Source organism: Caballeronia sp. M1242, assembly GCF_017220215.1.
Classification (GTDB): domain Bacteria; phylum Pseudomonadota; class Gammaproteobacteria; order Burkholderiales; family Burkholderiaceae; genus Caballeronia.
This window is the reverse complement of the sequence record NZ_CP071129.1, coordinates 1,745,266-1,771,815: the sequence shown is the minus strand read 5'-3', so window position 1 is coordinate 1,771,815 and position 26,550 is coordinate 1,745,266. Positions and strand designations below refer to the sequence as shown.

Genomic DNA, 26,550 nt, shown 5'->3' with positions numbered 1-26,550 from the left:
GTGCCTTGCGCGCACGCGCACGGTCCTTGCCTCACGGCATCTATTGCACGCACGGTTTGACCGAAGCGTCGCGCTCGCGCACTCACGCGCGAGGCCGACGCCTCCACGGGCAAGAACGACACAACAAGGCGTCCCCATGTCCCAATTCTTTCGCATTCATCCGGATAATCCGCAGCCGCGTCTGATCAATCAGGCGGTGCAGATCATCAAGGACGGCGGCATCGTCGCGCTGCCGACCGATTCGAGCTACGCGCTCGCCTGCCATCTGGACGACAAGACTGCGGTGGAGCGGCTGCGGCGCATTCGCGGCATTGACGACAAGCAACTGCTGTCGCTGCTCGTGCGTGATCTGTCTGAGCTCGCCAACTTCGCGATGGTCGACAACCGGCAGTATCGGCTGATCAAATCGGTCACGCCGGGGCCGTACGTGTTCGTGCTGCAGGCGACGAAGGAAGTGCCGCGCAGGCTGTCGCATCCGTCGCGCAAGACCATCGGGCTGCGCGTGCCGGATCACGAGATCACGCTCGCGCTGCTCGGCGCGCTCCGCGAGCCGCTGCTCGCCTCCACCCTGATCCTGCCGGGCGAGACTGAGCCGCTCAACGACGCCGAGGAAATCCGCGAGCGGCTGGAAAAGCAGATCGAGCTCGTGATCGATGCGGGCGCGTGCCCGGCCGAGCCGTCCACCGTGATCGACCTGACGGGCGGCGAGCCGGTGCTGGTGCGCGCGGGCCGGGGCAGCCTGGAGCCGTTCGGCCTGGCGGCGTGAGCGCGGCCTTCCGGCTGCGCATTTCCGAAGCCAGAACCGCCGCGCGCAAGCCGCGCCGCGCCTGCCGACGCCTGCCCGCTTGATACAATAGCGCCCTATGGATCCTTCCCTGATACAAACCATCGCGGTCTACGCGCTCCCGGTGATCTTCGCGATCACGCTGCACGAGGCCGCGCATGGCTATGCCGCGCGCCTGCTCGGCGACAACACGGCTTACGTGCTCGGCCGCGTTTCCATGAATCCGATGCGCCATATCGACCCGATCGGGACTATCGTCATTCCCATCGTGCTGTACTTCGTGACGAGCGGCGCGTTCATGTTCGGCTACGCGAAGCCGGTTCCCGTCGCGTTCGGCAATCTGCGCAATCCCCGCTGGGGCGGCCTGTGGGTCGCGGCGGCGGGTCCGGGCAGCAACTTCGTGCAGGCGCTCCTCTGGGGCGTGCTCGCGGTGCTGCTCGCCGCCTTTCATGTCGATGAACCGTTCTTCACGCGCATGGCGGCAGCCGGCGTCGGCGTGAATCTGGTGTTCGGCGTGCTCAATCTCTTTCCGCTGCTGCCGCTCGACGGCGGGCGCATTCTGTCGGCGCTCTTGCCGGTGCGCGCGTCGCTTGCTTTTCAGAAGATCGAGCCGTACGGTTTCTGGATCGTGATGGCGCTCATCATGACCAACGCGCTGACGCGCTTCTGGCTCGGCCCGCTCGTGAACGTGGGCTACGCGGCGGTGTCGGCCATTCTGAATCCCTTCGCTTCACTCTTTCCCTAAGATCATGTTCCCTGACCGTATCTTCTCCGGCATGCGGCCCACCGGGTCGCTGCACCTCGGCCACTATCACGGCGTGCTGAAAAACTGGGTGCGGCTGCAGTCCGAATATCCGTGCTTCTTCGCGGTCGTGGACTGGCACGCGCTCACCACGCACTACGAGACGCCCGAGGTCATCGAGAAAAACGTCTGGGAAGTGCTGATCGACTGGCTCGCTTCCGGCATCGATCCGGCGCAGGCCACGCTCTTCATCCAGAGCCGCGTGCCTGAACACGCGGAATTGTCGCTGCTGCTCGGCATGGGCACGCCGCTCGGCTGGCTCGAACGCGTGCCGACCTACAAGGAGCAGATCGAGAAGCTGAAGGAGAAAGACCTGTCCACCTACGGCTTTCTCGGCTATCCGGTGCTGATGGCGGCGGACATTTTGCTGTATCGCGCGTCGCTGGTGCCGGTGGGCGAAGATCAGGTGCCGCACGTCGAAATGACGCGCGAGATCGCGCGCCGCTTCAACTATCTCTACGGCAAGGAGCCGGACTTCGAAGAGAAGGCGCTCGAAGCCGCGAAGAAGCTCGGCGGCAAGCGCGCGAAGCTGTATCACGAACTGCGCGTCGCGTATCAGCAGGAAGGCGACGACGAGGCGCTCGAACAAGCCCGCGCGATGCTGCAGGAATCGCAGAGCCTGTCGATGAGCGACCGCGAACGCCTGTTCGGCTATCTGGAAGGCGCGCGCAAGCTGATTCTCGTCGAGCCGCAAGTGCTCTTGACGGAAGCGTCGCGCATGCCGGGCCTCGACGGGCAGAAGATGTCGAAGTCCTATGGCAACACCATCGGCCTGCGCGAAGACGCGGAAACCATCACGAAGAAAGTGCGCACCATGCCGACCGATCCGGCGCGCGTGCGCCGCACCGATCCGGGCGATCCGGACAAGTGCCCGGTGTGGCAACTGCATCAGGTCTACACCGACGAAGAGACGCACAAGTGGGTGCAGCAGGGCTGCCGGAGCGCGGGCATCGGTTGCCTGGACTGCAAGCAGCCGGTGATCGAAGGCATTCTGCGCGAGCAGCAGCCGATGCTCGAACGCGCGCAGAAGTACATGGACGATCCGTCGCTGCTGCGCGCGATCGTCGCCGATGGCTGCGACAAGGCGCGCAAGTTCGCGACGGAGACCATGCGCGACGTGCGCGAAGCCATGGGCCTGTCGTACAACTGATGGATGCCGGCACGCCGAGCGGCTGGGTCACGCGCTGGGCGCATCTCGTTGCGCCCGGCGCCGGCGTGCTCGATGTCGCATCGGGCAGCGGACGCCACGCGCGCTGGTTCGCGCAGCGCGGTCACGCGGTGCTCGCGGTCGATCGCGACGTCGAGGCGCTTGCGTCCCTCTCCGCTTGCGACGGCGTCACGACGCTCGACGCCGATCTCGAAGGCGCGCCGTGGCCGCTTTCGGCCAATCGACGGTTCGGCGCGGTCGTCGTCACGAACTATCTGCATCGGCCGCTGTTCGGTCATCTGATCGACTCGCTCGCGCCCGGCGGCGTGCTCATCTATGAGACGTTCGCGGCGGGCAACGAGCGCATCGGCAAGCCATCGAATCCCGCGTTTCTGCTCGCGCCCGGCGAATTGCTCGACGCAGTGCGCGGCCGGCTTCGCGTGATCGCGTACGAAGATGGTTACGTCGAACATCCGCGTGCTGCCTATGTGCAGCGAATTTGCGCGGTCCGCGAGTTGCAGGCAACGAATAGCGTGCCGTCCGGCTCAGAAAAACCGCTCACGGTTGGTAACACGTCTTCGGGTTCGCCTCGTTACGATTTGGCGGGCTAATCCGCTACAATCGCGTAATATCGCTTTTTGCGATTAAATTCACGATTAAATTCATAGAGTTTCATGACTAACGGAACTAACGGCGGGTCCAACGGCGGCGGCCTCCGGATTCGCGGCAGCATCCCTGCCATCGTCACACCGATGCACGAGGACGGTAGTCTCGATCTGCCGGCGTTTCGTAAGCTGATCGACTGGCATGTCGAGCAGGGCTCGAACGGACTCGTGGTCGTGGGAACGAGCGGCGAGTCGGCCACGTTGTCGGTCGAAGAGCACGTCCTGATGGTGCAGACGGCAGTCGAGCACGCGGCCAAGCGGTTCCCGATCATCGCGGGCGCGGGCGGCAATTCGACGGCGGAAGCCATCGAACTCTCGAAGCAGGCCAAGAAAGTCGGCGCGGATGCCACGCTGCAAGTCGTGCCGTACTACAACAAGCCGACGCAAGAGGGCATGTACCGGCACTTTCGCGCGATCGCGGAAGCCGTCGATCTTCCCGTGATTCTCTATAACGTGCCGGGCCGCACCGTTGCCGACATGAGCAACGAGACGATCCTGCGCCTGGCCGACGTGCCGGGCATCATCGGCGTGAAGGAAGCGACCGGCAACATCGATCGCGCCGCGCATCTCATCAAGCACGCGCCGGCCGATTTCGCCATTTTCAGCGGCGACGATCCCACGGCCATCGCGCTGATGCTGCTCGGCGGCCACGGCAACATTTCGGTGACGGCCAACGTCGCGCCGAAGCAGATGAGCGAACTGTGCCGCGCCGCGCTCGCAGGCGACGCAATCACCGCGCGTCGCATCCATCTGAGCCTTTTGGAACTGCACAAGCAACTGTTCTGCGAATCCAACCCGATTCCGGCGAAATGGGCGCTGCAAGCGCTCGGCCGCATGGAAGGCGGCATCCGCCTGCCGCTCACGCCGCTCGACGCGCGCTTTCACGACATCGTGCGTGGCGCGCTGCAAAGCGCCGGGCTGCTCTCTTGACCGAAGCGCGGCGGCGCACTCGCGATATCGACGACACATCGAAATCGACGGCGCCGCGCAATGTGATCGAAGCGATCGCGACCCGTCATCAACCGCCGCTCATCGGCCTCGCTTGCCCGCGTTCGCACGCGGGACCGACGTGAGGCGATGCGTAACAGCACGTCATCTGCAGCAAAGAAGGACCTCATGAAACATTCCACTCTTCTTACCCAAGCCAAACGCCTGAGCGTGCTGTCGCTTGGCGCCGGCGTCGTCTTCGCGCTGGCGGGTTGCGACACGCTGAACGACTGGCTCGCGCCCGATCGCGTGAATTACAAGGCTGCTGAAACCGCGCCGTCGCTCAACGTGCCGTCCGATCTCAGCACGGCCGACATCAGCCAGCGTTACGCGGCGCCGCCGCCGATCAACACGCTCGGCGGCACCGCGCAGCGCAACGCGACGCCCGCGGGCAACCTGACGCTCGGCGTGCCGAATGCACAGGATCCCTACGGCATGCACGTCGAGAGCGACGGCGATCGCCGCTGGCTCGTCGTGGATGGCCGTTCGCCGGATCAGGTCTGGCCGCAGTTGCAGGAGTTCTGGACCGAGAACGGCTTCACGCTGAAGACCGATTCGCCGCAGACCGGCATCATGGCGACCGACTGGGCCGAGAATCGCGCCAACATTCCGAACGACTGGTTCCGCAACAGCGTCGGCAAGCTGCTCGACTTCGCGTATTCGTCGGGTACGCGCGACATGTTCCGCACGCAAGTGGATCGCGCGTCGGACGGCTCGACCGATATCTCCGTCACGCATAGCGCGATGGAAGAAGTGCTGACGGGTCAGGACAAGACGTCGTCGCGCTGGGAAACGCGTCCGCGCAATCCGGCGCTCGAAGCTGCGTTCCTCGCGAAGATGATGCAGAAGTTCGGCCTGACCGAAGACCAATCGAAGCAGCTGATCGCGCAGGCGCGTCCCGCCGGCGCGAAGGTGGCCGTCGAGCAGACGGCGGGCACCTCGACGCTGGATCTCGCGGAGCCGTTCGACCGCGCGTGGCTGCGCGTCGGCCTCGCGCTGGATCGCACGAACTTCACGGTCGACAATCGCGACCGCGAGAAGGGCATCTACTACGTGCACTATTCCGATTCAATGGCAGAGCTGAAGAAGGAAGGCATTCTCGGCAAGCTGTTCTCCAGCAATTCGCCGAAGCCCACGCGTCAGTTCCTCGTGAACGTTCGTCCGAAGGCGGACGCGCTCACGCAGGTCGCCGTCGTCGATGCGAACGGGCAGCCGGACAACTCGTCTGATGCGCAGCGCATCGTGTCGCTGCTTCACGCGCAACTCAACTAAGCCCGGCGCCGAGCGATTGTGAGATTCGCCAGTCTGGGTAGCGGCAGTGAAGGCAACGCGTTGCTCGTCGAGTCGACGAGCGGCACGACTACCACGCGCGTGCTGCTCGATTGCGGTTTTTCGGCGAAGGAAGTGGAGCGCCGGCTCGCGCGGCTCGGGTGCACGGCGGCGCAACTCGATGCCATCGTCATCACGCACGAGCACACGGACCATATTGGCAGCGCGTTGACCCTCGCGCGCAAGTGGTCCATTCCGCTGTATATGAGTTGGGGCACCGCGCGGGCGGTCGGCGCAGACGAAGCGAAGGTCGATCTACGCGTGCTGTGGGGCGACGAGAGCGTTGCCATCGGCGATGTCAGCCTGCTGCCGTACACCGTGCCGCACGACGCGCGCGAGCCGCTGCAATATGTCTTTTCGGATGGCGCGAGCCGTCTCGGTGTCCTGACTGATGTCGGCGTGGCGACGCCACATATCACGAGCGTTCTGAGCGGTTGCGACGCGCTCGTGCTCGAATCCAACCATGATCTCGCGATGCTTGCCGCAAGCCGCTATCCTGCGTCGCTGAAGGCGCGCATCGGCGGGACGCATGGACACCTGAATAATGATGCCGCCGCCGCGATTCTCGCATCGCTCGATCGTTCCAGAATGCGGCATCTGGTGGCCGCGCATCTGAGTCAGCAAAACAATCTGCCGCATCTCGCGCAGGCCGCGCTCGCGGCGGTGCTCGGCGCGTCGGCAGAGGATGTCGTGGTGGCATCGCAAGCGGATGGCTTCGACTGGTTGACGCTGTAGACAGCGAACCGCGAGCAGCAACAAAAAAACCGGCGTAAGCCGGTTTTTTTGTATGGGCCGCTTCAAGCGGCCCTGCCAGGCGTCATGCGCTGGCGTAAAGCCTGATGGCCTTACTGGCTTGCGCCCGAAGCCGGAGCAGCCGACGAAGCAGCAGCGTCCGAAGCAGCGCCAGCTGCCGAAGCTGCGTCGCTTGCAGCGGCCGATGCGCTCGATGCAGCAGCGTTTGCGTCCGAAGCGGCAGCAGCCGGAGCCGAAGCAGCCGACGAATCGCTTGCAGCGCTCGGAGCAGCCGTATCGCTAGACTTGTTGCATGCAGCCAGGGCAACAGCAGCCAACAGGGATGCTACGAGGAGGGATTTCTTCATGATCACGTCCTTTTATGGTTAAAGGTAAGCAACAGCGCAAAGTACCGGTAATGTGTGCTCCAACACCGACCTGGGCCGCTGTGGAGCCTCACAATTCTTTTTGTGTGAGACCTACACGGCTTGGCCGGAAATTATAGGCACTTTCGTCACGACCGTCGATAAATGCGGGGACGGTACGTTGTCTTTCTCATACAAACTTTCGTATTGCGGAACAGCAAAACCAGGGCCTTCGGTGAATCGCGCGACGCTTTCGCGCCAAGCGTTTCAGGCCGGCGGGTCCGTCTGAATCCAGCCCGCACGATACCACTCGTGCAGCAGGGATGTCATTGCCGAATCGTCTGTAAGTGTTACAAAGCGTTTCGCTTCCAGACGCCGTTTGTCAGCCAACTCCGGCAGCCACTTTTTAGCCTTTGCGGATAACGCGGCCGCTTCGCCATTAACGAAATACGAGTGCGTGTTGTAGAGCAAATTCGTCTTTCTATCTAGTCGGATCCCTGTCTTTTTCGCCCGCTCAACAAATTTTTGCTCATTAAGCGCGCGAGACGGCGGATCGAATACGACATTGGCTTTCGGCTCACTCAGATAACTTCCGAGAAACTCCGCGACGTCCTTTTCATTCCAGGTGAGCTTCGCAAGGATCGCGCCAACACGTTCGATGAGAAGCGCCGGTAATTCGCCCGGCTTCGCGACCGGGGGCTGCGCGGGATCGCGATAGCGCGCATCGGCTTTGCCTGCGTTCGCTTCATCTCCCGCGCGCTCTGCAAGGTGATAGAGAAACTGCGCGGTGAGTTCACGAGCCGAGGGCGCGCGAAAGCCGATGGAGCACGTCATGCATTCACCTTCGGCGATACCGTCGTGCGCGATATGCGGCGGCAGATACAGCATGTCGCCGGGCTCCAGCACCCATTCTTCTTCAGGCTCGAAGTGCTGTAAAACTTTCAACGGCAGGCCGGGTTTTAGCGAGAGATCGCGCTGCGCGCCTATGCGCCAGCGCCGCTTGCCGTGCACTTGCAGCAGGAACACGTCGTAAGAGTCGAAGTGCGGGCCGACGCCGCCGCCATCCGTGGCATAAGAGATCATGAGGTCGTCGAGACGCGCGTCAGGAATGAAGCGAAAACGGTTCATCAGCGCATGCGCGCGCTCGTCGTGCAGGTTCACGCCTTGCACGAGCAGTGTCCATTCGCGTTTCCTGACGGAAGGCAGTTCGTCCGGCGCGAACGGGCCGTGCTCGAGGTTCCAGGTATTGCGAAAATGCGTGATGAGGCGCGATTCCACGTCGTCGAGATCGGCGAGTTCGAACAGGTCGTCGCGCGGAATGGGCGCGGACATGCCGGGGATCGCCTGACGGATCAGAAGCGGTTTTTTCTGCCAGTAACGCCGCATGAACTGTCGCGGCGTGCGGTTGCCCAACAACGGTGTGATCTCGTCGGGAAGCGGCGCGCCGGAGGGCTCGGAAAGGCTGGGAAGGGGTAAGGTGGGAACGTCTGAGGGCCGCTGGCGCATCGTATAATCGAGGCTTGTATCTTGGAGGATTCAATGAAAATTGCGAAAGACACTGTCGTTTCGGTCGCCTACAAGCTATCGGATGCGCAAGGCAATCTGATTGAGGAGAGCGACGAGCCGATGGTCTATCTGCACGGCGGCTATGATGGCACGTTCCCCAAGATCGAGGAAGCGCTGGACGGTCGCGAGCCGGGTTATGAAACGCTCATCCAGCTCGAGCCGCAAGATGCGTTCGGCGAATACGATCCCGAGCTCGTCAAGATCGAAGAGCGCAGCCGTTTTCCGGAACCGCTGGAAGTGGGCATGCAGTTCGAAGGCACGCCCGAGGATAGCGACGACGATCTCGACTCGCTCATCTATACGGTGACGGATGTCGCGGAAGACAAAGTGGTGCTCGACGGCAATCATCCGCTTGCCGGCATGGCGCTGCGCTTTGCGTTGTCGGTGCAGGAAGTGCGCACCGCGACGGAAGACGAGGTCAAGCATCAGCACGCGCATGGCGTAGACGGCCTCGAAGTGCTGGATGAAGACGAAGACGACGACGAGCCGCGCACGGACTCCGGCCCGACGCTGCACTAAGCGCATCCGGGTTTCCGGGCGTCGTCGCAAAGCGCAGCTTCGGCTGCGCTTTTTTATTGCGCGCTGCCGTTGCCGGACACGCCCGACGCGGGCACCGGGAGAATAGGCGGCAACGCTTGCGGCGGCGTGAGAATGGGCGGCAAGCCTGACGCCGGCTGCATGAGCGAAGGCGGCGCGGGCAACTGCGCAGGCAGATCGTTGCGCGGCAGCGCGGGCGGTGTGGAAGCGGGCGCAGTGGGCATGTAATCGGAATATGAGCCGTAAGGCGCGCTCGACGGCGCGGACTGCGCGGGCGTCTCTGCTCTCGGCTCTGTCGCTTCGTGCTTGCGGGAGTCCTGCGCGTTCCGCAGGTCGCGCACGTCGCGTACATCGCGTATATCGCGCACGCGCAACCGAAACGGCGGATGCCATCGCGCGTCGCTGACCACTTCCAGCCATTGCGACTGCGGTCGCTTAAGCGAAAGCGCGACGCGCGTCAGATTCGTCACGGTCAGCCCCTTGTCGTTACGCAGCGGCTGGTCGATATGAAAACCGTTCGGCTCGGACGCTTCCGTTCGATGAATGACGATCACCGGCCCGCGAAACGTCTCCGCCGCTTTCACGAGCGAGCGTTTGAGTTCGAGAAAGCCATCGCGCGGTTCGTTCGCCCGCGAAAAGCGCAGCCACGCGAAACGGTCGCGCCGTTCGTAACGCGCGAAGTCGGGATCGCCCTGCAACACGATGACGAGCGCCCGCATGCCCGCGCGCCGCGCCGATTCGGCAGCGTGATCGAGCCAGAACGTCGTCGCGACCGTGCGATCCTCGAACTCGCCGTTGCGCCCGCCTGCCGTCAGATAATGGTTGTTCGGACTCGGCGCATTCAGGCCGATGAACGCAATGCCTTCGGCCTGCCAGCGCACGTTTTCACGAAACGGCCGAAAGCGCGCAACCTCGCTTTCGCGTGTGAGCGTGAGCGGATTCTGTCCCAGCGAACTGGCATCCGCGAAGAAAAGCTGCCGAACGAAATCTAGCCGCTCGACGGGATCGTACGCGCCGCCATGCGTCAGGCCGCAATCGGCCCAATCGTGCTGGCCGAGCAGGAGCACCACCGGCGTTCGCGATGCATCCAGCAGATCGCGCCGCGACTGATAGATGCTGTCGCGGCACGGCTCGGTCGCGCCTTTCACGTTGCCGTCGTAGACGATGAAGCCGACGCTGCGATCCCGCGCGATGGCATCGAGCATTTGACGCACGGGCGTTTCGTCAGCGGGGCGGGTGAGCGCGTCCGAGATCACCGCGAAGGTCAGCGGATCGCCATTTTGCGCGTGTGCCTGAGCAAAGGCGCCCGCCAAGAGCGTCGTTACGAACGCGCCATTGCAGAGCCGAGCGGCCGCGCGCAGAAGACGCGACGCGCCCGTGCCGGCGATGGGCTCAGTGCGACGCATCCGGCGCTTGATTCGCCAGTTCATGCAGTTCGTACAGCAAATCAAGCGCATCGCGCGGACGCACGTCGTTCGGATCGAGCGCGCGCAGTTTGTCGAGCACCGGATGATCGGGCGCGGGTCGAGCGGCGGGTTCGCTATCCGGCTCGTCGTCGAACGCGTACGGCGGGCTCGCGAAGAGATCGAACTGCGCGGTCGGCTGCCCGATGGACTGCTGCTCCAGATGCACGAGATGCTTGCGCGCGGCGCGGATCACCGCCGACGGAACGCCCGCGAGTTGCGCGACCTGCAAGCCGTAGCTCTGGTTCGCCGGCCCTTCGTTGACCGCATGCAGGAACACGATGCCGTGATCGTGCTCGACCGCAGACAAGTGCACGTTCGCCGCCTGCGTGAACTCGGTGGGCAGCTGCGTCAATTCGAAATAATGCGTCGCGAACAGCGTATAGCAGTGGTTGTGCGACAGCAGATGCCGCGCGATGGCCCACGCGAGCGCGAGGCCGTCGAACGTCGAGGTGCCGCGGCCAATCTCGTCCATGAGGACGAGGCTAGACGACGTGGCGTCGTTGAGAATGGCGGCGGCTTCGGTCATCTCGACCATGAACGTGGACCGGCCGCCCGCGAGATCGTCGGCCGCGCCGATGCGCGTGAAGATGCGGTCGAGCGCGCCGAAACGCGCGCGCCTGGCCGGCACGTAGCTGCCGACATACGCCATCAGCGCAATGAGCGCTGTCTGCCGCATGAACGTCGATTTACCGCCCATGTTGGGGCCGGTGATCAGCAACAGCTTGCGGTCGTCGTTCAGGCAGCAATCGTTCGCGATGAACTGCTCAACCTGCGCCTCCACGACCGGGTGCCGTCCCTGTTCGATGTCGATGCCGGCGTCCGCCGCGAACTCCGGCGCGACCCAATCGAGCGCGCGCGCACGCTCCGCGAACGCGCCTAGCAAGTCCAGTTCGGCGAGCGCGCTCGCGACGCGCTGACAATCTTCGAGAAACGGCAACAGGTTTTGCAGCAGCGCTTCATAGAGCGCGCGTTCGCGGGCGAGCGCCCGTTCCTGCGCCGACAGCGCCTTGTCCTCGAATGCCTTGAGCTCGGGCGTAATGTATCGCTCCGCGTTCTTGAGCGTCTGACGGCGGCGGTAATCGTCCGGCACCTTGTCGGTCTGGCCGCGCGTCACTTCGATATAAAAGCCATGCACGCGGTTGTATTCGACGCGCAGGTTGCCGATGCCCGTGCGCGCGCGCTCGCGCGCTTCGAGGTCGATCAGGAATCGATCGCAGTTCTCCGAAATATCGCGCAGTTCGTCGAGATCGGCGTCGTAGCCGCACGCGATCACGCCGCCGTCGCGAATCAGCGCGGCCGGCTCGGGCGCAATGGCGCTCGAGAGAAGATCGAGGCATTCGTGCGGCGGTTCGAGCGCCGCGCCGATGCGCGCGAGCGCCGCCGGCTGCGCGGGCAACGCGGCGACGAGCGTCTGAAGCTCGGGCAGCGCGGCAAACGTGTCGCGCAGGCAGGACAGATCGCGCGGACGCGCCGAGAGCAGCGCGAGCCGCCCCGTGATGCGTTCGATGTCCGAGATCTTGCGAAGCGCCGTGCGCAGCGCATCGAGACCGCTCGCAGCCGGCGCGTCGAGCAGCGCGCCGATCGCATGCTGGCGAGCCTGCGCGACGGAAGCATCGCGCGGCGGATGATGCAGCCAGTGACGCAACAGGCGGCTGCCCATGCTCGTGCAGCAGGTATCGAGCAGCGAGCAGAGCGTCGGCGATTCGGTGCCGCGCAGCGTTTCGGTCAGTTCGAGATTGCGGCGCGTCGCCGGGTCGAGCCCGATGTACTCCGACTCATGCTCGACCTTGAGGCTTCGCACATGGCGCAACTGCTGCCCTTGCGTCGCGGCGGCGTAGAGCAAGAGCGCGCCCGCCGCGCCGCACGCGCAGGTCAGCGTCTCGCCGCCGAAACCGTCGAGGCTCGCGACGTTGAGTTGCTCGCGAAGGCGCTGCGTGCCGGAGCCGACATCGAAGTGCCAGGCGGGCACGCGCGTCGGCGCGGCGAGATTCGCGACGCCGAAAGTCGCCTGCATGTCTGTGACGGTATCGGCGATGAGCGTCTCCGACGGACGGATGCGTTCCAGCGCCGCTGCCACTTGCTCGGGCGCGACTTCCGCGAGCCGCAGCGCGCCGCTCGCCAGATTGAGCCACGCGAGGCCGACGCTCGTCACCACGCCGCGCCGGTTGTGCGCGGGGCAGAGCGCGAGCAGATAGACATCGCTCTTGTCGGAGAGCAGCGCCGCGTCGGTGAGCGTGCCGGGCGTGACCACGCGCACGACCTTGCGCTCGACCGGCCCTTTCGACGTCGCCGGATCGCCGATCTGTTCGCAAATCGCAACCGATTCGCCGAGCTTCACGAGCTTCGCGAGATATTGCTCGCACGCGTGGTGCGGCACGCCCGCCATGCGGATCGGATTGCCACCGGACGCGCCGCGTTGCGTGAGGGTGAGATCGAGCAGGCGCGCGGCTTTCTCGGCATCGTCGAAGAAGAGCTCGTAGAAATCGCCCATGCGATAGAAGACGAGCGTGCCGGGATGCTCCGCCTTGATGCGCAGGTACTGCTGCATCATCGGCGTGTGCTGCGCGAAATCTGCCGGAAGCGCGGCGGCGGCCGGTGCGGAAGGAGAGTCGGGAGTTGCCGTGTGATTGCCCATCTTGCGTGCGGTAAGAGCCAACGGGCGGAACGCAACGCGCGCTCAGCCGCGATTCAGCCGATAGTGCAAGAGTTTAACCCGTCGTAATCAGATGACGGAGGCGGCCGAAAGGCATAGGCCGCGCGACGGGAGATGCAAAAGCAAGCGGGGCCACCCTGCGGCGGCCCCGGTGTCACAGGCAAAGCAGGCGCGATGCTTCAGGAGCGTCCCGCCAGAAAGCCGACGAGCAGCGCGAGACCCGCGACCGCGCCGAGCGTGTGCCACGGCTTGTCATGGACGAAGTCGTCCGCGTAGCCCGCTGCGTCGCCGAGCCTGTCGGTGATGGCCGAACTCGCGCCGTCCATCTGCGAGCGCGCGAACTTCAGCTTCGATTGCAGTTGCTTGCGCAGGCGGTCGGCGTCGATATCCTTCGCGCCCTGAAGCGAGCTTTCCAGATCGTCGAGCAGGCTGCGCAGCTGGTCGGTCGCCGAATCGACGACATCGCCCGCACCGCGCACGGCGCGCTGGCCGACATCGGCTGCGCCATTGATCTTGCTGTCGAGCGTCGAACGTGAAAACAGTCCCATTTCATTGCTCCTTTATTTGACGTGCCGGAGAATGGCTGCGCGCGAGCTATGTCATGATCCGGCCCGCGCGGCCTCTTGCGCTGATGCGCGTTCCTGCTGTTACGACTCAAACCGTGCGCCGTCGTTTCCTCCCTTGGTCAGACGGCGACGCATGCAGCCGGATTCAACGGACAAGCAAGGTTCATTCCTCGACGAGCGCGCCCAGATCCACTTCCCGTTCATTGCGCGTATGGCGGCGCATCGCGAGCGCCATCATCCCGCAGACGAAGACGCCGAACACGACGATGATCCATTGCACCGGCACCTTCTCGGTCAGGAGCAGCGCATACGCGCCGAGCATCGCGAGCACGGCGAGATTCTGGTTGAAATTCTGCACGGCGATCGAATGACCCGCCGAAAGCAGCGTCGCGCCGCGATGTTGCAGTATCGCGTTCATCGGCACGATGAAAAAGCCCGACAAGCCGCCGAGCGCGATCATCAGCGGATAGGCCATCAGTATGTAGGCCGGCGCGAAAAGCGGACCGATGTGAACGCCCGCGCCCGCCGGAAACAGGTCCTTGTTGTAGAACGCCATCGCGATCGCCACCGCGCCGATCAGCACGCCGACCGGCAGCACCTTCAGCGACTGCCGCAGCGCGATCCACGCGGACGCCGCTGCCGCGCCGAGCGCAATGCCGACACCCGTGATGCCTTGCAGAACCGCCGCCTTCGAAAGTGACAAGCCGAGGTTCGCATCGGCCCACTTCAGCACGAGCAGTTGCAGCGTGACGGCCGCGCCCCACAGGAGCGTCGTGACCCAGAGCGCGATCTGCGCGAGCTTGTCGCTCCACAACACCTTGAAGCAGCGCGAAAAGTCGTGCACGAGGCGCGTCGGCTGCGTCAGCAGATTCGGATAACGCGCGCCGGTATCGGGGATGAACGCGTTGATGACGGCCGCCGATGCGTAAATCACCATCACGGCGAACATCGCGGCGTGGGCGGCGCTCGTGACGAGCGGCACATGCGCCTGCGACACCCAGCGTTCGACGACCTGACTCACGAGCGCGCCGCCGATCACAGTGCCGATGATGGTCGAGCCGACCGTCGCCGATTCGAGCCACGCGTTGGCCGCGATCAGCTTTTGCGGCGGCAGCAGTTCGGTGAGGATGCCGTACTTGGCCGGCGAGTACGCGGCCGCGCCGAGGCCGACGACGCCGTACGCGATCATCGGATGCACGCCGGCGATCATCAGCGCGCAGCCGCCTGCCTTCAACGCGTTCGAGATGAACATGACGTGGCGCTTTTGCAGCGCATCGGCGAATGCGCCGACGAAAGGCGCGAGCACCACGTACGAAACGGTGAAGAAGATCTGCAAGAGCGGCGTGACCCACGGCGCGGAGCGCACGACGGCGAGCATCGCGATGGCGGCGATCAGAAGCGCGTTGTCCGCCAGCGACGAGACGAACTGCGCGGCGATGATCGTATAGAAGCCTTTTTTCATGGGTGCGGGCGGCCGGGGCGCGTGGCGCCGTAAACGGAAACTGAAACGGAAATGAAAATGAAAATGAAGGGGAGAAAGCGCGCCCCGCGGAACGCGAAGCAAAAGATTGCACTCTAGCCGAGCGCGACGTTCATTGCAGAGCACGCGGCGCGCCCGTCAGGCTAATGGAAACGGAGCGCGGCTGCGCGCGCTCCGGCAAAGCGATTGCTTCGCGTGCGCCGGCTTATTCGCCCGTCAGACGCGTGCGCGAATACATGTCGAGAATCTTGACCATCTGCGCGTACACCTTCGGGTTCGCGGCGACGATCTCGTTCTGAAACAGGAAGTCCGATTCGCCCGTGTAGTTGCCGACGAGCCCGCCCGCTTCGGTCACGATCAGGCTGCCCGCGGCGACGTCCCACGGATGAATGTCTTGCTCGAAGAAGCCGTCGAGCCGTCCGGCCGCGACGTTCGCGAGATCGAGCGCCGCCGCGCCCGGACGGCGCAGCCCCGCGCACGACATCGTCATTTCGCTGAACAGACGCGTGTAGGCGTTCAGGCCCTGACCGTCGCGGAACGGAAAGCCCGTGCCGATGAGCGCGTCGGAGAGGCGGTCCAGCTTGCCGACGCGAATGCGCCGCTCGTTCAGATACGCGCCGCCGCCGCGCGAGGCGGTGAACAGATCGTTGCGCGTCGGATCGTAGACGACGGCTTGCGTGACCGTGCCCTTGTGCGCGAGCGCGATCGACACGCAGTAGTACTGGAAGCCGTGAATGAAGTTGGTGGTGCCGTCGAGCGGATCGATGATCCACTGATAGTCCGATTCGCGATCGTCCTGGCCCGACTCTTCCGCGAGAATCGAATGATCGGGATAGGCGTTGCGCAGCGTCTCGATGATGGCCGCTTCCGACGCCTTGTCGACTTCCGTCACGAAGTCGTTGTGCTGCTTCTTGCTGACGAGGAGGCGGTCCAGGTCCAGCGACGCGCGGTTGATGATCTGTCCGGCGCGGCGCGCGGCCTTGACAGCGATGTTGAGCATCGGATGCATGAGCGAAATCCTTTGACCGCCGCGCGTTGCACTCACGTGCGCGGGCGATGGGTTGCAAGATGGGTTGGCGACAACGACTAAGGTCGACGAAAGACGAATTGAATAAGAGCGGGGCGCTCGCAGACGTTCACGAAGCGCGAAGGGGCCATTTTACCCGAATGCGGCCGGGCGCAGCGAGGGCGGCCGAGCGGGTCAATCGGCGATAACATAGCGGGTTAGTCCCGCAGTTATCCGCAAACATCTGCAACCCGTCTGCAACTCAGAGCACGAACCGCGCCTTGGAATCCAACGATCTCTCTCTCCCCGCCGGTGGCTTCACGTCCACGCGATTCATCCTCGTCGAGCCGAGTCATCCGGGCAATGTGGGCGCCGCGGCCCGCGCGCTCAAGACGATGGGCTTCGCGCGCCTCGTGCTGGTCGCGCCGCGCGTCGCCGACGTGAAGAACGACCCCGAAGCCATCGCGATGGCGAGCGGCGCGGACGACGTGCTCGCGTCCGCGCATGTCGTCGATACGCTCGCGGATGCGCTCGTCGGCGTGCACTGGTCCGTCGCGCTGACCGCGCGCACGCGCGAGTACGGTCCGCCGCACATGCCGCCGCGTGTCGTGGGCGAACGCGCGCGCGAGCTCACGCATCACGGCGACATTGCGCTCGTCTTCGGCAACGAGCGCACCGGGCTTTCCAACGCGGATGTCGAACGATGCAGCGCGCTCGCGCATATTCCCGCGAACCCCGCGTACAGCTCGCTCAATCTCGCGCAGGCGGTGCAGGTGCTTGCTTACGAACTGCGGCTCGCGTTTCATCAGGCCGCGCCCGTCGCGACGCCCGGCGAAACGGTGGTGCAGCTCGCACCGAGCGATGAAATCGAAGGCATGTACGCGCACCTCGAAGAGGCATTGATCGCGCTATCGTTCCTTGATCCGGCCAATCCGAAGAAGCTGATGTCGCGCGTGCGGCGTCTTTTTGCACGAGCCGGTCTCGAACGTGAGGAAGTGAACATTCTTCGAGGCATTGCAAAGCATATTCTTCTGCGTGGTAAGCCGTGAGCGCGACCGCGTTGTCATCGGGGGCATCGGGCGCGTCCTGCAACGGCGGCGCGCTCGTCCTACAATCGGCACAAAACGGCTCGCCGTCATAAGCTTTGCGCGTTTTCAGCAAAGCAGAACGCGACACAGTGCGACCCGGCGCGATCCAGCGCCATCTTTCCCCCGACCGAGACCACCGCCATGTTCGACCGATTTCGCGAAGACATCGCCGCCATTCGTGAGCGCGATCCCGCCGCTCGCAGCGTCTTTGAAGTCGTCACGTGTTATCCGGGCCTGCATGCCATCGTCCTGCATCGTTTCGCGCACGGCTGCTGGAACCGCGGCTGGCGCTGGCTCGGGCGCTTCGTGTCGCAGATCGCGCGTTTTCTGACCGGCATCGAGATTCATCCGGGCGCGACGCTCGGGCGGCGCGTGTTCATCGATCACGGCATGGGCGTGGTGATCGGCGAGACGGCTATCGTCGGCGACGACTGCACCATCTACCAGGGCGTGACGCTCGGCGGCACGTCGCTCTCGCGCGGCGCGAAGCGGCACCCGACGCTCGAGCAAGGCGTGATTGTCGGCGCGGGCGCGAAAGTGCTCGGCAGCTTCACCGTCGGCGCGCAGGCGAAGATCGGTTCGAACGCGGTCGTCGTGAAGCCGGTGCCGGCGGGCGGCACGGCGGTGGGCAATCCGGCGCGCGTGGTGATGCCGGCCGTCGCGAAAAAGCCCGATGCGCGCGAGAACGCGAGCGCCGCGTTCTGCGCGTACGGCATCACGCCTAACGCGGACGATCCGGTGTCGCTCGCCATTCACGGCCTGATCGATCACGCATCGACGCAGGCGCAGCGCACCGACGAGATCGTCGCGGCGCTGGAGCGGCTCGGCGCGCGCGTCGAGGCGCTGCACGGCGTGGACGGCGCGGCGCTGCTCGACCTGAAGCGCCTCTCAAAAGTGATCGAAGGCGAGGCGCGCAGCGCCGAACGTCACTTATAGCGGAAGCGCGCGCACGCCGCCGGCATCCAGACGTAGATAGCCGCCGCGCGGCGCGTCGATATCCAGTTCCCAATCGGGCAGCACCCAGCGCACGCCTTCCACTTCGCGATGCATCGCCGGACGGTGCGTATGGCCGTGAATCAGCGTATGCGTGCGGCTTCGGATGAAGAGCTCCGACACGGCCTTGCGCGTCACGTCGTATTTGGCCGATACGCCGTTCATGCGCGCGCCTTCGCTTTTGCTTCGCATGCGTTCGCCAATGGCGAGCCGCGCGCCCAGCGGCAGCGCAAGAAAAGCGCGTTGCGCGTAGGAGTTGCGCGCGAAGCGGCGAAAGTACTGATACGCGCGATCCGCGGTGCACAGCGCGTCGCCGTGCGCGAGCACGATGCGCGTGCCGAACGCGGTCATCGCGTACGGATCGGGCAGCAGCATGGCGCCGGCTTCGCGCATGAAGCGCTTGCCGAGCAGAAAGTCGCGATTGCCGTGCATCACAAAGAGCCCGATGCCGCGCTCCGAGAGCGTGTGCATGAGCTTCGTCATGCGCCGCGCGAAGCGTGCGCGCTCGTGGTCGACGGCGGGATCGAGCACGTCGTCGCCGACCCAGAACTCGAACAGGTCGCCGAGAATAAAAACGGAGTCCGCCTCGCTGGCCGTGACTTCGATGAAATGCTCGAACGCGGCGACCGTCTTCGGTATCGCCTCGCTCAGGTGCAGGTCCGAAATGAAAAACAGCGGACGCGCGACATGCGCGCTGCCCGCTGCTTCGTGTTTCGCTTCGCGACCGAAAGACTTCGTATCGATCATGCGATGAACGATCAGACCACCACGGCCTTCTCGATGATCACGTCATCGACCGGCACGTCCTGGTGAAAGCCCTTCGAGCCCGTCTTGACCTTCTTGATCTTCTCGACGACATCCAGACCTTCGACGACGCGGCCGAACACGGTGTAGCCCCAGCCTTGCGGCGTCGGCGACGAGTGGTTCAGGAAGTCGTTGTCCTTCACGTTGATGAAGAACTGCGCGGTGGCCGAGTGCGGGTCGTTGGTGCGCGCCATCGCGACCGTGCCGGTGTCGTTCGTGAGGCCGTTGTTGGCTTCGTTCTGGATCGGCGCGTCGGTCGGCTTCTGCTTCATGCCCGGCTCGAAGCCGCCGCCCTGAATCATGAAGCCGTCGATCACGCGATGGAACACCGTGTTGTCGTAGTGGCCTTTCTTCACGTAGTTGAGGAAGTTCTCAACGGTCTTCGGCGCTTTTTCCGCGTCGAGTTCGATCTTGATGACGCCGTGGTTCGTATGCAGTTCGACCATGTTCTTTCTCCGGTGTGTTGAATGAGCGCAATGCGCGGCGCGCGACCATCGCGCGCCGCCGCGAGTGTTCGTGTTACTGGGACACCACGGTGGCCGACTCGATGACGGTCGGCTTCTGCGGCACGTCCGCCATCGGCCCGCGCGTGGTGGTCGGGCTGCCTTCGATCTTCTTCACGACATCCATGCCCGAGACCACCTTGCCGAACACGGCATAGCCGTTGCCGTCCGGGTTCGGATAGTCGAGGCCGGCATTATCGACCGTATTGATGAAGAACTGCGCCGTTGCCGAGTTCGGATCGCTCGTGCGAGCCATCGCGATGGTGCCGGTCGCGTTCTTCAGGCCGTTGCGGCTTTCGAGCGGAATCGGCGCGCGCGTGGGCTTCTCAGCAAAGCTCGTGCTATAGCCGCCGCCCTGAATCATGAAGCCGGGAATCACGCGATGAAAGATCGTGCCGCTGTATTGACCGGACTTCACGTAGGCCAGAAAGTTCTCGACGGTCTTCGGCGCCTTCTCCGGATACAGCTCGACGCGGATGTCGCCTTGCGACGTCTTGAAGAGCACGTTCGGATGCGCGGCCTGCGCGCTCTGAGCAAAGGCGGGGGCTGTCGCGATCAGGGCGGCGCCGGACAGCGCCAACATCAGCAATTTCATGAAGGTCCAATCCTCGATTGATGGATGCAAAGCGTCGTGCAATCGCGCGGCGCAGGTCGACAGCTTACCGCCTGCGCGCGCGGGTTCTCTCGTTACGGCTGCCCGTCGGGCGCGACATAAGGCGACGTGGGCAGCGGGCCGCTCGGTCCGCCGAACGGCGAGTAGCTGTCGGGCGAGGGCATCGTGGTGAAATCGGAGCCCGGCGCGGGCGTCCACAAATCCGATGCCGCGCGCGGCGCCGACGCCGCCTGCGCGCCGGAAGCCGCAGCCGCTCCGCGCTTTCTCGGCGGCGGCGTGATGATGTTCTGGATGGCGGTCACGCGCTGGCGCGTGACCGGGCTCGTCGAGCCGAGCGACTGCGCGCGTTTATACGATTCGCTCGCGAGCCGCAAATACAGATCGCCGAGATTGTCGTAGGCGAGGGCATAGCCGGGATTCGCTTTCACGGCCGTTTCCAGCGCGACGCGCGCATCTTCGTAGCGGCCTTTCTTCGCGTACAGCGCCGCGAGATTGTTGTACGGCTCGGGCAACTCGGGGTAAGCCTGCGTGAGCTCGGTGAACGCGGTGATGGCTTCATCGTCGCGATTCAGACGGGCCAGCACCGTCGCGCGCTTGAACTTCGCCTGCACGTCGCGCGGATGCGTGGCCAGGCGTGCGTCCAGTTGCGTGAGCGCGGCGTTCCAGTCCTTGTTGGCGATGGAAGCGTCGATCTGCGGCGTATCGTCCGCCGTGGCCGTCGATACCTGCGCGAGCGCCGCGCTCGACCAGCCGAAGCATGCGGCGACGCCGAAGACGGCGACAGCGGCGGTGCGCGCAAGCGTCGCGGCAAAGCGTGAGCGGAAACGGAAAAGGAAGCGATCGGCCGCGGGCCGGCGAGAGAATTGCAGAGGCATGCGCGCGTGGGCGTGAGTCACTTGAATATGGGTCAAGGAAGGAGGCGGGAAGAAAGCGAAGAACCCGGAAGCTCGGCTGTGAACGATTCGGAAAGCGACTGCCGGGCGACGCGCGAAACACCATGAACGGCGGGGCCGAAAGCGAAGCACGAAGCACGCGTTACATTGCCCGCCGCGCGGCCGCCTGGAGGTTTCATGGGCTCAAATCCGGGTGTTATACTCCGACCCATTCTAACAAAAGGTCCGGACGTTCCGCGCACGCGTCTTGCACACGACATACGCTCGTGCTCACGCGCTGCCGACATCGGACTGTCTTCGCCACTCGTGGCCGTCTCCGTCCTGGTCGTATGACCGTCGTGTTCGCGCTCGCGTGTGCGTCTTCTTCGCCCCGCAAGATCGAGCACGCCGTTTGCGACTCCACGCACGGTTGGTTCCGGCTCACGCACTGTCCTCTATGAATTCGCTGCGCATCTACAACACGCTCGCGCGTGACAAGCAACCCTTCACGCCGCTTCGCCCCGGCGAGGTACGCATGTATGTCTGCGGAATGACGGTCTATGACTATTGTCATATCGGTCATGCGCGCGTGATGGTGGTGTTCGATGTCGTGCAACGGTGGCTGCGCACGCTCGGCTACAAGGTCACGCACGTTCAGAACATCACGGACATCGACGACAAGATCATCCGTCGCGCGGTCGAGAACAACGAGCCGATCAAGTCGCTCACGCAGCGCTTCATCACGGCGATGCACGAAGATGCCGCCGCGCTCGGCGTCGCGCGCCCGGACATCGAGCCGCGCGCCACCGACTTCATCCCGCAGATGCTCGGCATGATCGATGCGTTGGAAGCGAACGGCTACGCGTATCACGCGAAGGACGGCGACGTGAACTACGCGGTGCGCAAGTTCACGGGCTACGGCAAGCTCTCGGGCAAGTCGCTCGAAGACCTGCGCGCGGGCGAGCGCGTCGCGGCCAACGATGCCAAGGAAGATCCGCTCGACTTCGTGCTGTGGAAGCGCGCGAAGGAGGGCGAGCCCGCGGACTCGGGCTGGGACTCAAAGTGGGGACGCGGCCGTCCGGGCTGGCATATCGAATGTTCGGCCATGGCCTGCAAACTGCTCGGCGAACATTTCGACATTCACGGCGGCGGCCAGGACTTGCAGTTCCCGCATCACGAGAACGAGATCGCGCAAAGCGAAGGCGCGACCGGCCAGACCTTCGTGAACTACTGGATGCATAACGGCTTCGTGCAGATCGACAGCGAGAAGATGTCGAAGTCGCTCGGCAACTTCTTCACGATCCGCGAAGTGCTCGAAAAATTCGATGCCGAAGTGGTGCGCTTCTTTATTGCGCGGGCACACTATCGGTCGCCGCTGAACTACAGCGACGTGCATCTCGACGATGCAAGGAACGCACTGACGCGTCTATATACGGCGTTGAAGGATGTCGAGCCGGACAATCAGCAACTTGACTGGGACGAGGCGAACGCGCAGCGTTTCCAGTCTGCGATGAACGACGACTTCAACACGCCGGTGGCCGTGTCCGTGCTGTTCGATCTCGCAAGCGAAGTCAACCGCACGCGCGATGCGGCGCTCGCGCGCCAGCTCAAAGGCCTGGGCCAGGTGCTCGGCTTCTTCGGCCGCGAGCCGCGCGCCTTCCTGCAACAAGCAGGCGGCACCGCTGTGGCAGAAGGCCTGTCGCCGCAAGAGATCGAAGCCAAAATCGCCGAGCGCATCGCCGCGAAGCAGGCGAAGAACTATGCCGAAGCAGACCGGATTCGCGCCCAGTTGCTCGAAGCCGGAATTGCGCTTGAAGACAAACCGGGTGGGTCGACCGAATGGCGTCGCGTTTGAGCGCGACCCTTCGAACCCTCTGATCGACTCGCCAGGCAGGAGGCAAGATGGCAACGGCCAGGAAGACGCCGGTCAAGCGACCCGCGTCAGGAAGCGCTGCGTCGCCCGCAACGAAGCGGACGCGCGGTGCGCAATTGAACGCAAGCACGCAGACAGAGAGTGCCTCGACCGCAGCGCCGCGCAAGACCGCGCTCAAGCGGGCATCGAAGGACACGCCAGGCGCGCACGTGAACGGCGCGCGCCGCGTCAACGGCGACGATGTCTCCGCGCGAACGTCGAAGGCCGACATCGTGCCCGCGCCTGCGCCGCGAGCGAAGGGCAACGGCCGCGCATCCGCGAGCGATGCGGCGAACGCGCAGTCGCTCGTCGCGGACAAGGAGCCGGGTGAAGTCGTGCGCAAGTCGCGCGTGGTCACGGCCGATGCCGCCGTGCCCGCGCAAGTGGGCGGCCTCACGCGCGAGATCGAGCGTCCCGACTACTGGGACAAGGCCTGCGCCGATCTCATGAAACGCGACCGCATTCTCAAGAAGCTGATCCCGAAGTTCGGGCAGATGCATCTCGTCAATCTCGGCGATCCGTTCTCGACGCTCGCGCGTTCGGTTGCCGGACAGCAGATTTCGGTGAAGGCCGCGCAAGCCATCTGGGAGCGCGTGAAGACCGCGTGTCCGACCATCCTGCCGGCGGATTTCATCGCGCTCGGCGCGGAGAAGCTGCAAGCGTGCGGCCTCTCGAAGCGCAAGACCGAGTACATCCTGGATCTCGCGCAGCACTTCGTCTCGGGGGCGCTGCACGTGGATACGTGGGCGTCGATGGACGACGAAGCCGTGATCGCCGAGCTCACGCAGATTCGCGGCATCGGACGATGGACGGCGGAGATGTTCCTCATCTTCAACCTGTCGCGCCCGAACGTGCTGCCGCTCGACGACCTCGGCCTCATTCAGGCGATCAGCGTGAATTACTTCAGCGGCGAGCCGGTCACGCGCAGCGAAGCGCGCGAGGTCGCGGCGAACTGGGAGCCGTGGCGAACCGTCGCGACGTGGTACATGTGGCGCAGCCTGAACCCGATTCCCGCAGACCACTGATTCGCAAGCGCATTTGCCGGACTATCGTTGATTTATAATTGATAGTTCCCGCGCGTTTTTAACAGGGACGGAGGCGGTTAGAATAGACGCCCTTGCGCCCCTGCCCGTTGTTCAAGGACTCGAACACATGAAGACCACGTTTCTGGATTTCGAGCAGCCGATCGCTGAACTCGAAGCGAAGATCGAAGAACTCCGCTTCGTTCAGGACGATTCCGCTGTCGACATCTCGGAAGAAATCGAGCGGCTGTCGAAGAAGAGCCAGCAGCTCACCAAAGATTTGTACGCCAACCTGTCGCCGTGGCAGGTTTCGCAAATCGCGCGCCATCCGCAGCGTCCGTACACGCTCGACTATGTGAGCGAACTGTTCACCGACTTTCACGAACTGCATGGCGACCGCTCTTTCGCGGACGACCTGGCTATCGTCGGCGGCTTCGCGCGTTTCAACGGGCAGCCGTGCATGGTGATCGGCCATCAGAAGGGCCGCGACACCAAGGAGCGCGCATTGCGCAACTTCGGCATGCCGCGTCCGGAAGGCTATCGCAAGGCCGAGCGGCTCATGCGCCTGGCCGAAAAGTTCAGCATGCCGATCTTCACGTTCGTCGATACGCCGGGCGCGTATCCGGGCATCGGCGCGGAAGAGCGCGGGCAGTCCGAAGCCATCGGCCGCAATCTGTTCGTCATGGCCGAGCTCAAGACGCCGATCATCACGACGATCATCGGCGAAGGCGGCTCGGGCGGCGCGCTGGCCATTGCCGTCGCGGACACGGTGATGATGCTGCAATTCTCCACGTACTCGGTCATCTCGCCGGAAGGCTGCGCGTCGATTCTGTGGAAGAGCGCAGCGAAGGCGCCGGAAGCGGCCGAGGCGCTCGGTTTGACCGCGCATCGGCTGAAGGCGCTCGGACTCATCGACAAAATCGTGAACGAGCCGCTCGGCGGCGCGCATCGCGATCCGAAGGGCATGGCCGCGCTCCTGCGCCGCGCGCTCGCGGATTCGCTGCGTCAGTTCCAGGGCATGAGCATGCAAGACTTGCGCGATCGCCGCTTCGACAAGATCATGGCCTACGGCAAGTTCAAGGAATCGCTGCCCGGCGCATGATCGCGCCGTCCTGACGCTTGCTTCTTCCTCTTCTTCCTTCTCTTCGCGATTCTCGTGACATCCGACAGCGAAACCACGGCCGGCCGCCTCGTGCTCGAGGCGGTCCGCGCGGCAGTGGCCGATGCCGGACTCGCCGCTGATTCGCTGCTTGCCGTCGCACTGAGCGGCGGCCTCGATTCCACCGTTTTGCTCGATGCCGCCGTGCGCGTGTTCGGGGCGGCGCGCGTCGTCGCGTTCCATGTGCATCACGGGCTGAGTCCGAACGCCGATGCGTGGGCCGCGCACTGCCAGTCGTTCGCCGCGTCGGTCGGCGTGCGTTACGCGGCGCGCCATGTCGACGTCATGCGCGCGGGCGGCGAAAGCCTCGAAGCCGCCGCGCGCGATGCGCGTTATCGCGCGCTCGACGAACTCTGCGACGGGCACGGCGCGGCGGCGCTCTTGATCGCGCATCACGCCGACGATCAGGCGGAGACTGTGCTGCTGCAATTGTTGCGCGGCGCGGGCGTCGCCGGGCTCGCCGCGATGGCGCCGCAGCGGCTCGACGGCGCGAACGTGCCGCGCCTGCGGCCGTTGTTGCGGCTCTTGCGGGCGCAACTCGAGCAGTACGCGCACGAGCGCGACTTAAGCTGGATCGACGACGAATCGAACGCCGATACCCGCTACGCGCGCAACGCGTTGCGCCACGACGTGCTGCCGGTGCTCGCCGTGCATTTCCCCGGCTTTCGCGATGCGCTCGCGCGCACGGCGTCGCATGCGGCATCGGCGCAGCGGCTGCTCGACGATCTGGCGCGTCTCGACATGGACACCGCGCAGAGCGAAGAGGAGGGCGCGCTCGCACTCGACGCGCTGCTCGCGCTCGACGACGAACGCGCCGTCAACGTGCTGCGCTACTGGATGCGCACGCACGACTTGCCGGCTGCATCGACGGCGCGCGTCGCGGATATGCTGCGCCAGCTCCGGCACGCGGCGAACGCGCGCGACGGTCATGCGCTGCGCGTCGATCATGCGGGGCGGTGTCTGCGCGTGTATCGCAATGCGCTCTTCTGGGAAACCGGCGACAGCGCGGATGCGCCCGACCTCGATCAGGGCGCGGCGGTGCCGAAGGCGCCGAGCGAATTGCACTGGCAGGGCGACGAAGTCTGGCGGCTGCCGCAGTGGCGCGGCTCGTTCGTGTTCGAGCCGGCCGCGCTGCCCGGTGTCGATGTCGTCGCGGAGGGCTTGTTGCGCGCGGCGCCCATCGTCGCGCGCTCGCGTGCCGGCGGCGAGCGCATGCGTCTTTACGCCGATGCGCCGAGCCGCACGCTCAAGAACCTGTTTCAGGAGCGCGGCGTGCCGGCGTGGAAGCGCGACGTGCCGCTGCTTTTCATTCGCGATGCGCTTCTCTTCGTGCCGCTCGTCGGCGTGAATCGCGAAGTGGCGCCGGAGACGGCGAATGCGCCGTTGCGCCGCATCGTCTGGCGGCCGGATTTGCTACTCGCCTGACAAGCGTCACCAAGGCGTGCTGCAGGAAGCCGGTAAAATAGGGCGCGCCGCCGTCCAATCTTGAAATTTCGGCC

25 protein-coding genes are annotated in these 26,550 nt (G+C 64.6%); 14 read left to right on the top strand and 11 right to left on the bottom strand.

Going from position 1 to position 26,550, the window contains the following annotated elements; genetic code table 11:
• Positions 1-136: 136 nt before the first annotated feature.
• The 7 genes from JYK05_RS08225 to JYK05_RS08195 all read left to right on the top strand — a co-directional run bounded on the left by JYK05_RS08225 (position 137) and on the right by JYK05_RS08195 (position 6,449).
• Positions 137-766, top strand: coding sequence for an L-threonylcarbamoyladenylate synthase (locus tag JYK05_RS08225; RefSeq protein ID WP_206466603.1), 630 nt, complete (start codon positions 137-139; stop codon positions 764-766).
• 97 nt (positions 767-863) lie between these two features.
• Positions 864-1,529 (top strand): site-2 protease family protein, encoded by a 666-nt coding sequence (locus tag JYK05_RS08220; RefSeq protein ID WP_159836517.1) that lies wholly within the window; start codon positions 864-866, stop codon positions 1,527-1,529.
• Between the two features lie 4 nt (positions 1,530-1,533).
• Entirely contained in the window at positions 1,534-2,736 is a 1,203-nt protein-coding gene (locus tag JYK05_RS08215) for a tryptophan--tRNA ligase (RefSeq protein ID WP_175944195.1), read from the top strand.
• The gene (locus JYK05_RS08210; protein WP_206466602.1) at positions 2,736-3,344 is read left to right on the top strand and encodes a bifunctional 2-polyprenyl-6-hydroxyphenol methylase/3-demethylubiquinol 3-O-methyltransferase UbiG; all 609 of its coding nucleotides are present in this window, start codon (positions 2,736-2,738) and stop codon (positions 3,342-3,344) included. The genes JYK05_RS08215 and JYK05_RS08210 overlap by 1 nt, the downstream gene beginning before the upstream one ends.
• A 63-nt stretch (positions 3,345-3,407) precedes the next feature.
• On the top strand, positions 3,408-4,328 hold the full coding sequence (gene dapA, locus JYK05_RS08205) for a 4-hydroxy-tetrahydrodipicolinate synthase (protein ID WP_206466601.1): 921 nt from the start codon (positions 3,408-3,410) through the stop codon (positions 4,326-4,328).
• A 186-nt stretch (positions 4,329-4,514) separates the two neighbouring features.
• Positions 4,515-5,657: an outer membrane protein assembly factor BamC gene (gene bamC / locus JYK05_RS08200; RefSeq protein ID WP_206466600.1), complete on the top strand. Its 1,143-nt coding sequence runs from the start codon at positions 4,515-4,517 to the stop codon at positions 5,655-5,657.
• A gap of 18 nt (positions 5,658-5,675) precedes the next feature.
• Positions 5,676-6,449: an MBL fold metallo-hydrolase gene (locus JYK05_RS08195; protein WP_206466599.1), complete on the top strand. Its 774-nt coding sequence runs from the start codon at positions 5,676-5,678 to the stop codon at positions 6,447-6,449.
• A 110-nt stretch (positions 6,450-6,559) separates the two neighbouring features.
• On the opposite strand, the gene JYK05_RS26285 is transcribed toward JYK05_RS08195, so the two are convergent.
• Complete coding sequence (locus JYK05_RS26285; protein WP_236572749.1) at positions 6,560-6,814, bottom strand: hypothetical protein; 255 nt, start codon at positions 6,812-6,814, stop codon at positions 6,560-6,562.
• 264 nt (positions 6,815-7,078) lie between these two features.
• On the bottom strand, positions 7,079-8,317 hold the full coding sequence (locus JYK05_RS08185) for a cupin domain-containing protein (protein ID WP_206466597.1): 1,239 nt from the start codon (positions 8,315-8,317) through the stop codon (positions 7,079-7,081).
• Between the two features lie 33 nt (positions 8,318-8,350).
• On the opposite strand from JYK05_RS08185, the gene JYK05_RS08180 reads away from it, so the two are divergent.
• Positions 8,351-8,896: a peptidylprolyl isomerase gene (locus JYK05_RS08180; RefSeq protein WP_175944186.1), complete on the top strand. Its 546-nt coding sequence runs from the start codon at positions 8,351-8,353 to the stop codon at positions 8,894-8,896.
• Positions 8,897-8,949: 53 nt separating this feature from the next.
• Here the strand turns inward: JYK05_RS08180 and JYK05_RS08175 are convergent, their stop codons facing one another.
• The 5 genes from JYK05_RS08175 to JYK05_RS08155 all read right to left on the bottom strand — a co-directional run bounded on the left by JYK05_RS08175 (position 8,950) and on the right by JYK05_RS08155 (position 16,088).
• Positions 8,950-10,344 (bottom strand): hypothetical protein, encoded by a 1,395-nt coding sequence (locus tag JYK05_RS08175; protein WP_241269782.1) that lies wholly within the window; start codon positions 10,342-10,344, stop codon positions 8,950-8,952.
• Complete coding sequence (mutS, locus tag JYK05_RS08170) at positions 10,307-12,931, bottom strand: DNA mismatch repair protein MutS (RefSeq protein WP_206468248.1); 2,625 nt, start codon at positions 12,929-12,931, stop codon at positions 10,307-10,309. The genes JYK05_RS08175 and mutS overlap by 38 nt, the downstream gene beginning before the upstream one ends.
• Positions 12,932-13,212: 281 nt before the next feature.
• Positions 13,213-13,581 (bottom strand): YqjD family protein, encoded by a 369-nt coding sequence (locus JYK05_RS08165; RefSeq protein ID WP_175944184.1) that lies wholly within the window; start codon positions 13,579-13,581, stop codon positions 13,213-13,215.
• 181 nt (positions 13,582-13,762) lie between these two features.
• Positions 13,763-15,061 (bottom strand): lysophospholipid transporter LplT, encoded by a 1,299-nt coding sequence (lplT, locus tag JYK05_RS08160; protein ID WP_206466596.1) that lies wholly within the window; start codon positions 15,059-15,061, stop codon positions 13,763-13,765.
• A gap of 223 nt (positions 15,062-15,284) precedes the next feature.
• Positions 15,285-16,088 carry an inositol monophosphatase family protein gene (locus JYK05_RS08155; RefSeq protein ID WP_206466595.1) on the bottom strand — a complete coding sequence of 268 codons (804 nt, stop codon included), beginning with the start codon at positions 16,086-16,088 and terminating at the stop codon, positions 15,285-15,287.
• A gap of 278 nt (positions 16,089-16,366) precedes the next feature.
• Here JYK05_RS08155 and JYK05_RS08150 point away from each other — a divergent pair, with 278 nt between their 5' ends.
• Both JYK05_RS08150 and cysE read left to right on the top strand, forming a co-directional pair.
• Positions 16,367-17,134: an RNA methyltransferase gene (locus tag JYK05_RS08150; protein ID WP_241269781.1), complete on the top strand. Its 768-nt coding sequence runs from the start codon at positions 16,367-16,369 to the stop codon at positions 17,132-17,134.
• 180 nt (positions 17,135-17,314) lie between these two features.
• Positions 17,315-18,109 (top strand): serine O-acetyltransferase, encoded by a 795-nt coding sequence (cysE, locus tag JYK05_RS08145; RefSeq protein WP_175944178.1) that lies wholly within the window; start codon positions 17,315-17,317, stop codon positions 18,107-18,109.
• On the opposite strand, the gene JYK05_RS08140 is transcribed toward cysE, so the two are convergent.
• From JYK05_RS08140 to JYK05_RS08125, 4 genes are all read right to left on the bottom strand, one after another.
• Positions 18,104-18,913 (bottom strand): UDP-2,3-diacylglucosamine diphosphatase, encoded by an 810-nt coding sequence (locus tag JYK05_RS08140; RefSeq protein ID WP_175944176.1) that lies wholly within the window; start codon positions 18,911-18,913, stop codon positions 18,104-18,106. The two genes, cysE and JYK05_RS08140, sit on opposite strands and share 6 nt — an antisense overlap.
• 11 nt (positions 18,914-18,924) lie before the next feature.
• Positions 18,925-19,416 carry a peptidylprolyl isomerase gene (locus JYK05_RS08135; protein WP_175944174.1) on the bottom strand — a complete coding sequence of 164 codons (492 nt, stop codon included), beginning with the start codon at positions 19,414-19,416 and terminating at the stop codon, positions 18,925-18,927.
• 73 nt (positions 19,417-19,489) lie between these two features.
• Complete coding sequence (locus tag JYK05_RS08130) at positions 19,490-20,068, bottom strand: peptidylprolyl isomerase (RefSeq protein ID WP_206466594.1); 579 nt, start codon at positions 20,066-20,068, stop codon at positions 19,490-19,492.
• Between the two features lie 92 nt (positions 20,069-20,160).
• On the bottom strand, positions 20,161-20,961 hold the full coding sequence (locus tag JYK05_RS08125) for a M48 family metallopeptidase (RefSeq protein WP_175944171.1): 801 nt from the start codon (positions 20,959-20,961) through the stop codon (positions 20,161-20,163).
• Positions 20,962-21,415: 454 nt separating this feature from the next.
• Between JYK05_RS08125 and cysS the strand changes: the two genes are divergently transcribed.
• The 4 genes from cysS (at position 21,416) to tilS (ending at position 26,476) form a co-directional block, all read left to right on the top strand.
• Entirely contained in the window at positions 21,416-22,813 is a 1,398-nt protein-coding gene (gene cysS / locus JYK05_RS08120) for a cysteine--tRNA ligase (protein ID WP_206466593.1), read from the top strand.
• A gap of 47 nt (positions 22,814-22,860) precedes the next feature.
• Positions 22,861-23,895, top strand: a complete 1,035-nt coding sequence (locus JYK05_RS08115; RefSeq protein WP_206466592.1) for a DNA-3-methyladenine glycosylase — start codon at positions 22,861-22,863, stop codon at positions 23,893-23,895.
• Between the two features lie 127 nt (positions 23,896-24,022).
• Entirely contained in the window at positions 24,023-24,994 is a 972-nt protein-coding gene (locus JYK05_RS08110) for an acetyl-CoA carboxylase carboxyltransferase subunit alpha (protein ID WP_206466591.1), read from the top strand.
• 54 nt (positions 24,995-25,048) lie between these two features.
• Positions 25,049-26,476 carry a tRNA lysidine(34) synthetase TilS gene (tilS, locus tag JYK05_RS08105; protein ID WP_206466590.1) on the top strand — a complete coding sequence of 476 codons (1,428 nt, stop codon included), beginning with the start codon at positions 25,049-25,051 and terminating at the stop codon, positions 26,474-26,476.
• Positions 26,477-26,550: the final 74 nt, after the last annotated feature.

Excerpts from the sequence above, each read along its gene's own strand:
- JYK05_RS08210 (WP_206466602.1), top strand. The coding sequence starts at position 2,736 with ATGGATGCCGGCACGCCGAGCGGCTGGGTCACGCGCTGGGCGCATCTC.
- JYK05_RS08135 (WP_175944174.1), bottom strand. The coding sequence starts at position 19,416 with ATGGTCGAACTGCATACGAACCACGGCGTCATCAAGATCGAACTCGAC.
- cysE (WP_175944178.1), top strand. The coding sequence starts at position 17,315 with ATGTTCGACCGATTTCGCGAAGACATCGCCGCCATTCGTGAGCGCGAT.
- JYK05_RS26285 (WP_236572749.1), bottom strand. The coding sequence starts at position 6,814 with ATGAAGAAATCCCTCCTCGTAGCATCCCTGTTGGCTGCTGTTGCCCTG.
- JYK05_RS08225 (WP_206466603.1), top strand. The coding sequence starts at position 137 with ATGTCCCAATTCTTTCGCATTCATCCGGATAATCCGCAGCCGCGTCTG.
- JYK05_RS08180 (WP_175944186.1), top strand. The coding sequence starts at position 8,351 with ATGAAAATTGCGAAAGACACTGTCGTTTCGGTCGCCTACAAGCTATCG.
- JYK05_RS08185 (WP_206466597.1), bottom strand. The coding sequence starts at position 8,317 with ATGCGCCAGCGGCCCTCAGACGTTCCCACCTTACCCCTTCCCAGCCTT.
- JYK05_RS08165 (WP_175944184.1), bottom strand. The coding sequence starts at position 13,581 with ATGGGACTGTTTTCACGTTCGACGCTCGACAGCAAGATCAATGGCGCA.
- lplT (WP_206466596.1), bottom strand. The coding sequence starts at position 15,061 with ATGAAAAAAGGCTTCTATACGATCATCGCCGCGCAGTTCGTCTCGTCG.
- JYK05_RS08220 (WP_159836517.1), top strand. The coding sequence starts at position 864 with ATGGATCCTTCCCTGATACAAACCATCGCGGTCTACGCGCTCCCGGTG.
- JYK05_RS08215 (WP_175944195.1), top strand. The coding sequence starts at position 1,534 with ATGTTCCCTGACCGTATCTTCTCCGGCATGCGGCCCACCGGGTCGCTG.
- JYK05_RS08140 (WP_175944176.1), bottom strand. The coding sequence starts at position 18,913 with ATGATCGATACGAAGTCTTTCGGTCGCGAAGCGAAACACGAAGCAGCG.
- mutS (WP_206468248.1), bottom strand. The coding sequence starts at position 12,931 with ATGATGCAGCAGTACCTGCGCATCAAGGCGGAGCATCCCGGCACGCTC.
- dapA (WP_206466601.1), top strand. The coding sequence starts at position 3,408 with ATGACTAACGGAACTAACGGCGGGTCCAACGGCGGCGGCCTCCGGATT.
- JYK05_RS08130 (WP_206466594.1), bottom strand. The coding sequence starts at position 20,068 with ATGAAATTGCTGATGTTGGCGCTGTCCGGCGCCGCCCTGATCGCGACA.
- cysS (WP_206466593.1), top strand. The coding sequence starts at position 21,416 with ATGAATTCGCTGCGCATCTACAACACGCTCGCGCGTGACAAGCAACCC.
- JYK05_RS08155 (WP_206466595.1), bottom strand. The coding sequence starts at position 16,088 with ATGCATCCGATGCTCAACATCGCTGTCAAGGCCGCGCGCCGCGCCGGA.
- JYK05_RS08110 (WP_206466591.1), top strand. The coding sequence starts at position 24,023 with ATGAAGACCACGTTTCTGGATTTCGAGCAGCCGATCGCTGAACTCGAA.
- JYK05_RS08175 (WP_241269782.1), bottom strand. The coding sequence starts at position 10,344 with ATGAACTGGCGAATCAAGCGCCGGATGCGTCGCACTGAGCCCATCGCC.
- bamC (WP_206466600.1), top strand. The coding sequence starts at position 4,515 with ATGAAACATTCCACTCTTCTTACCCAAGCCAAACGCCTGAGCGTGCTG.
- JYK05_RS08125 (WP_175944171.1), bottom strand. The coding sequence starts at position 20,961 with ATGCCTCTGCAATTCTCTCGCCGGCCCGCGGCCGATCGCTTCCTTTTC.
- JYK05_RS08115 (WP_206466592.1), top strand. The coding sequence starts at position 22,861 with ATGGCAACGGCCAGGAAGACGCCGGTCAAGCGACCCGCGTCAGGAAGC.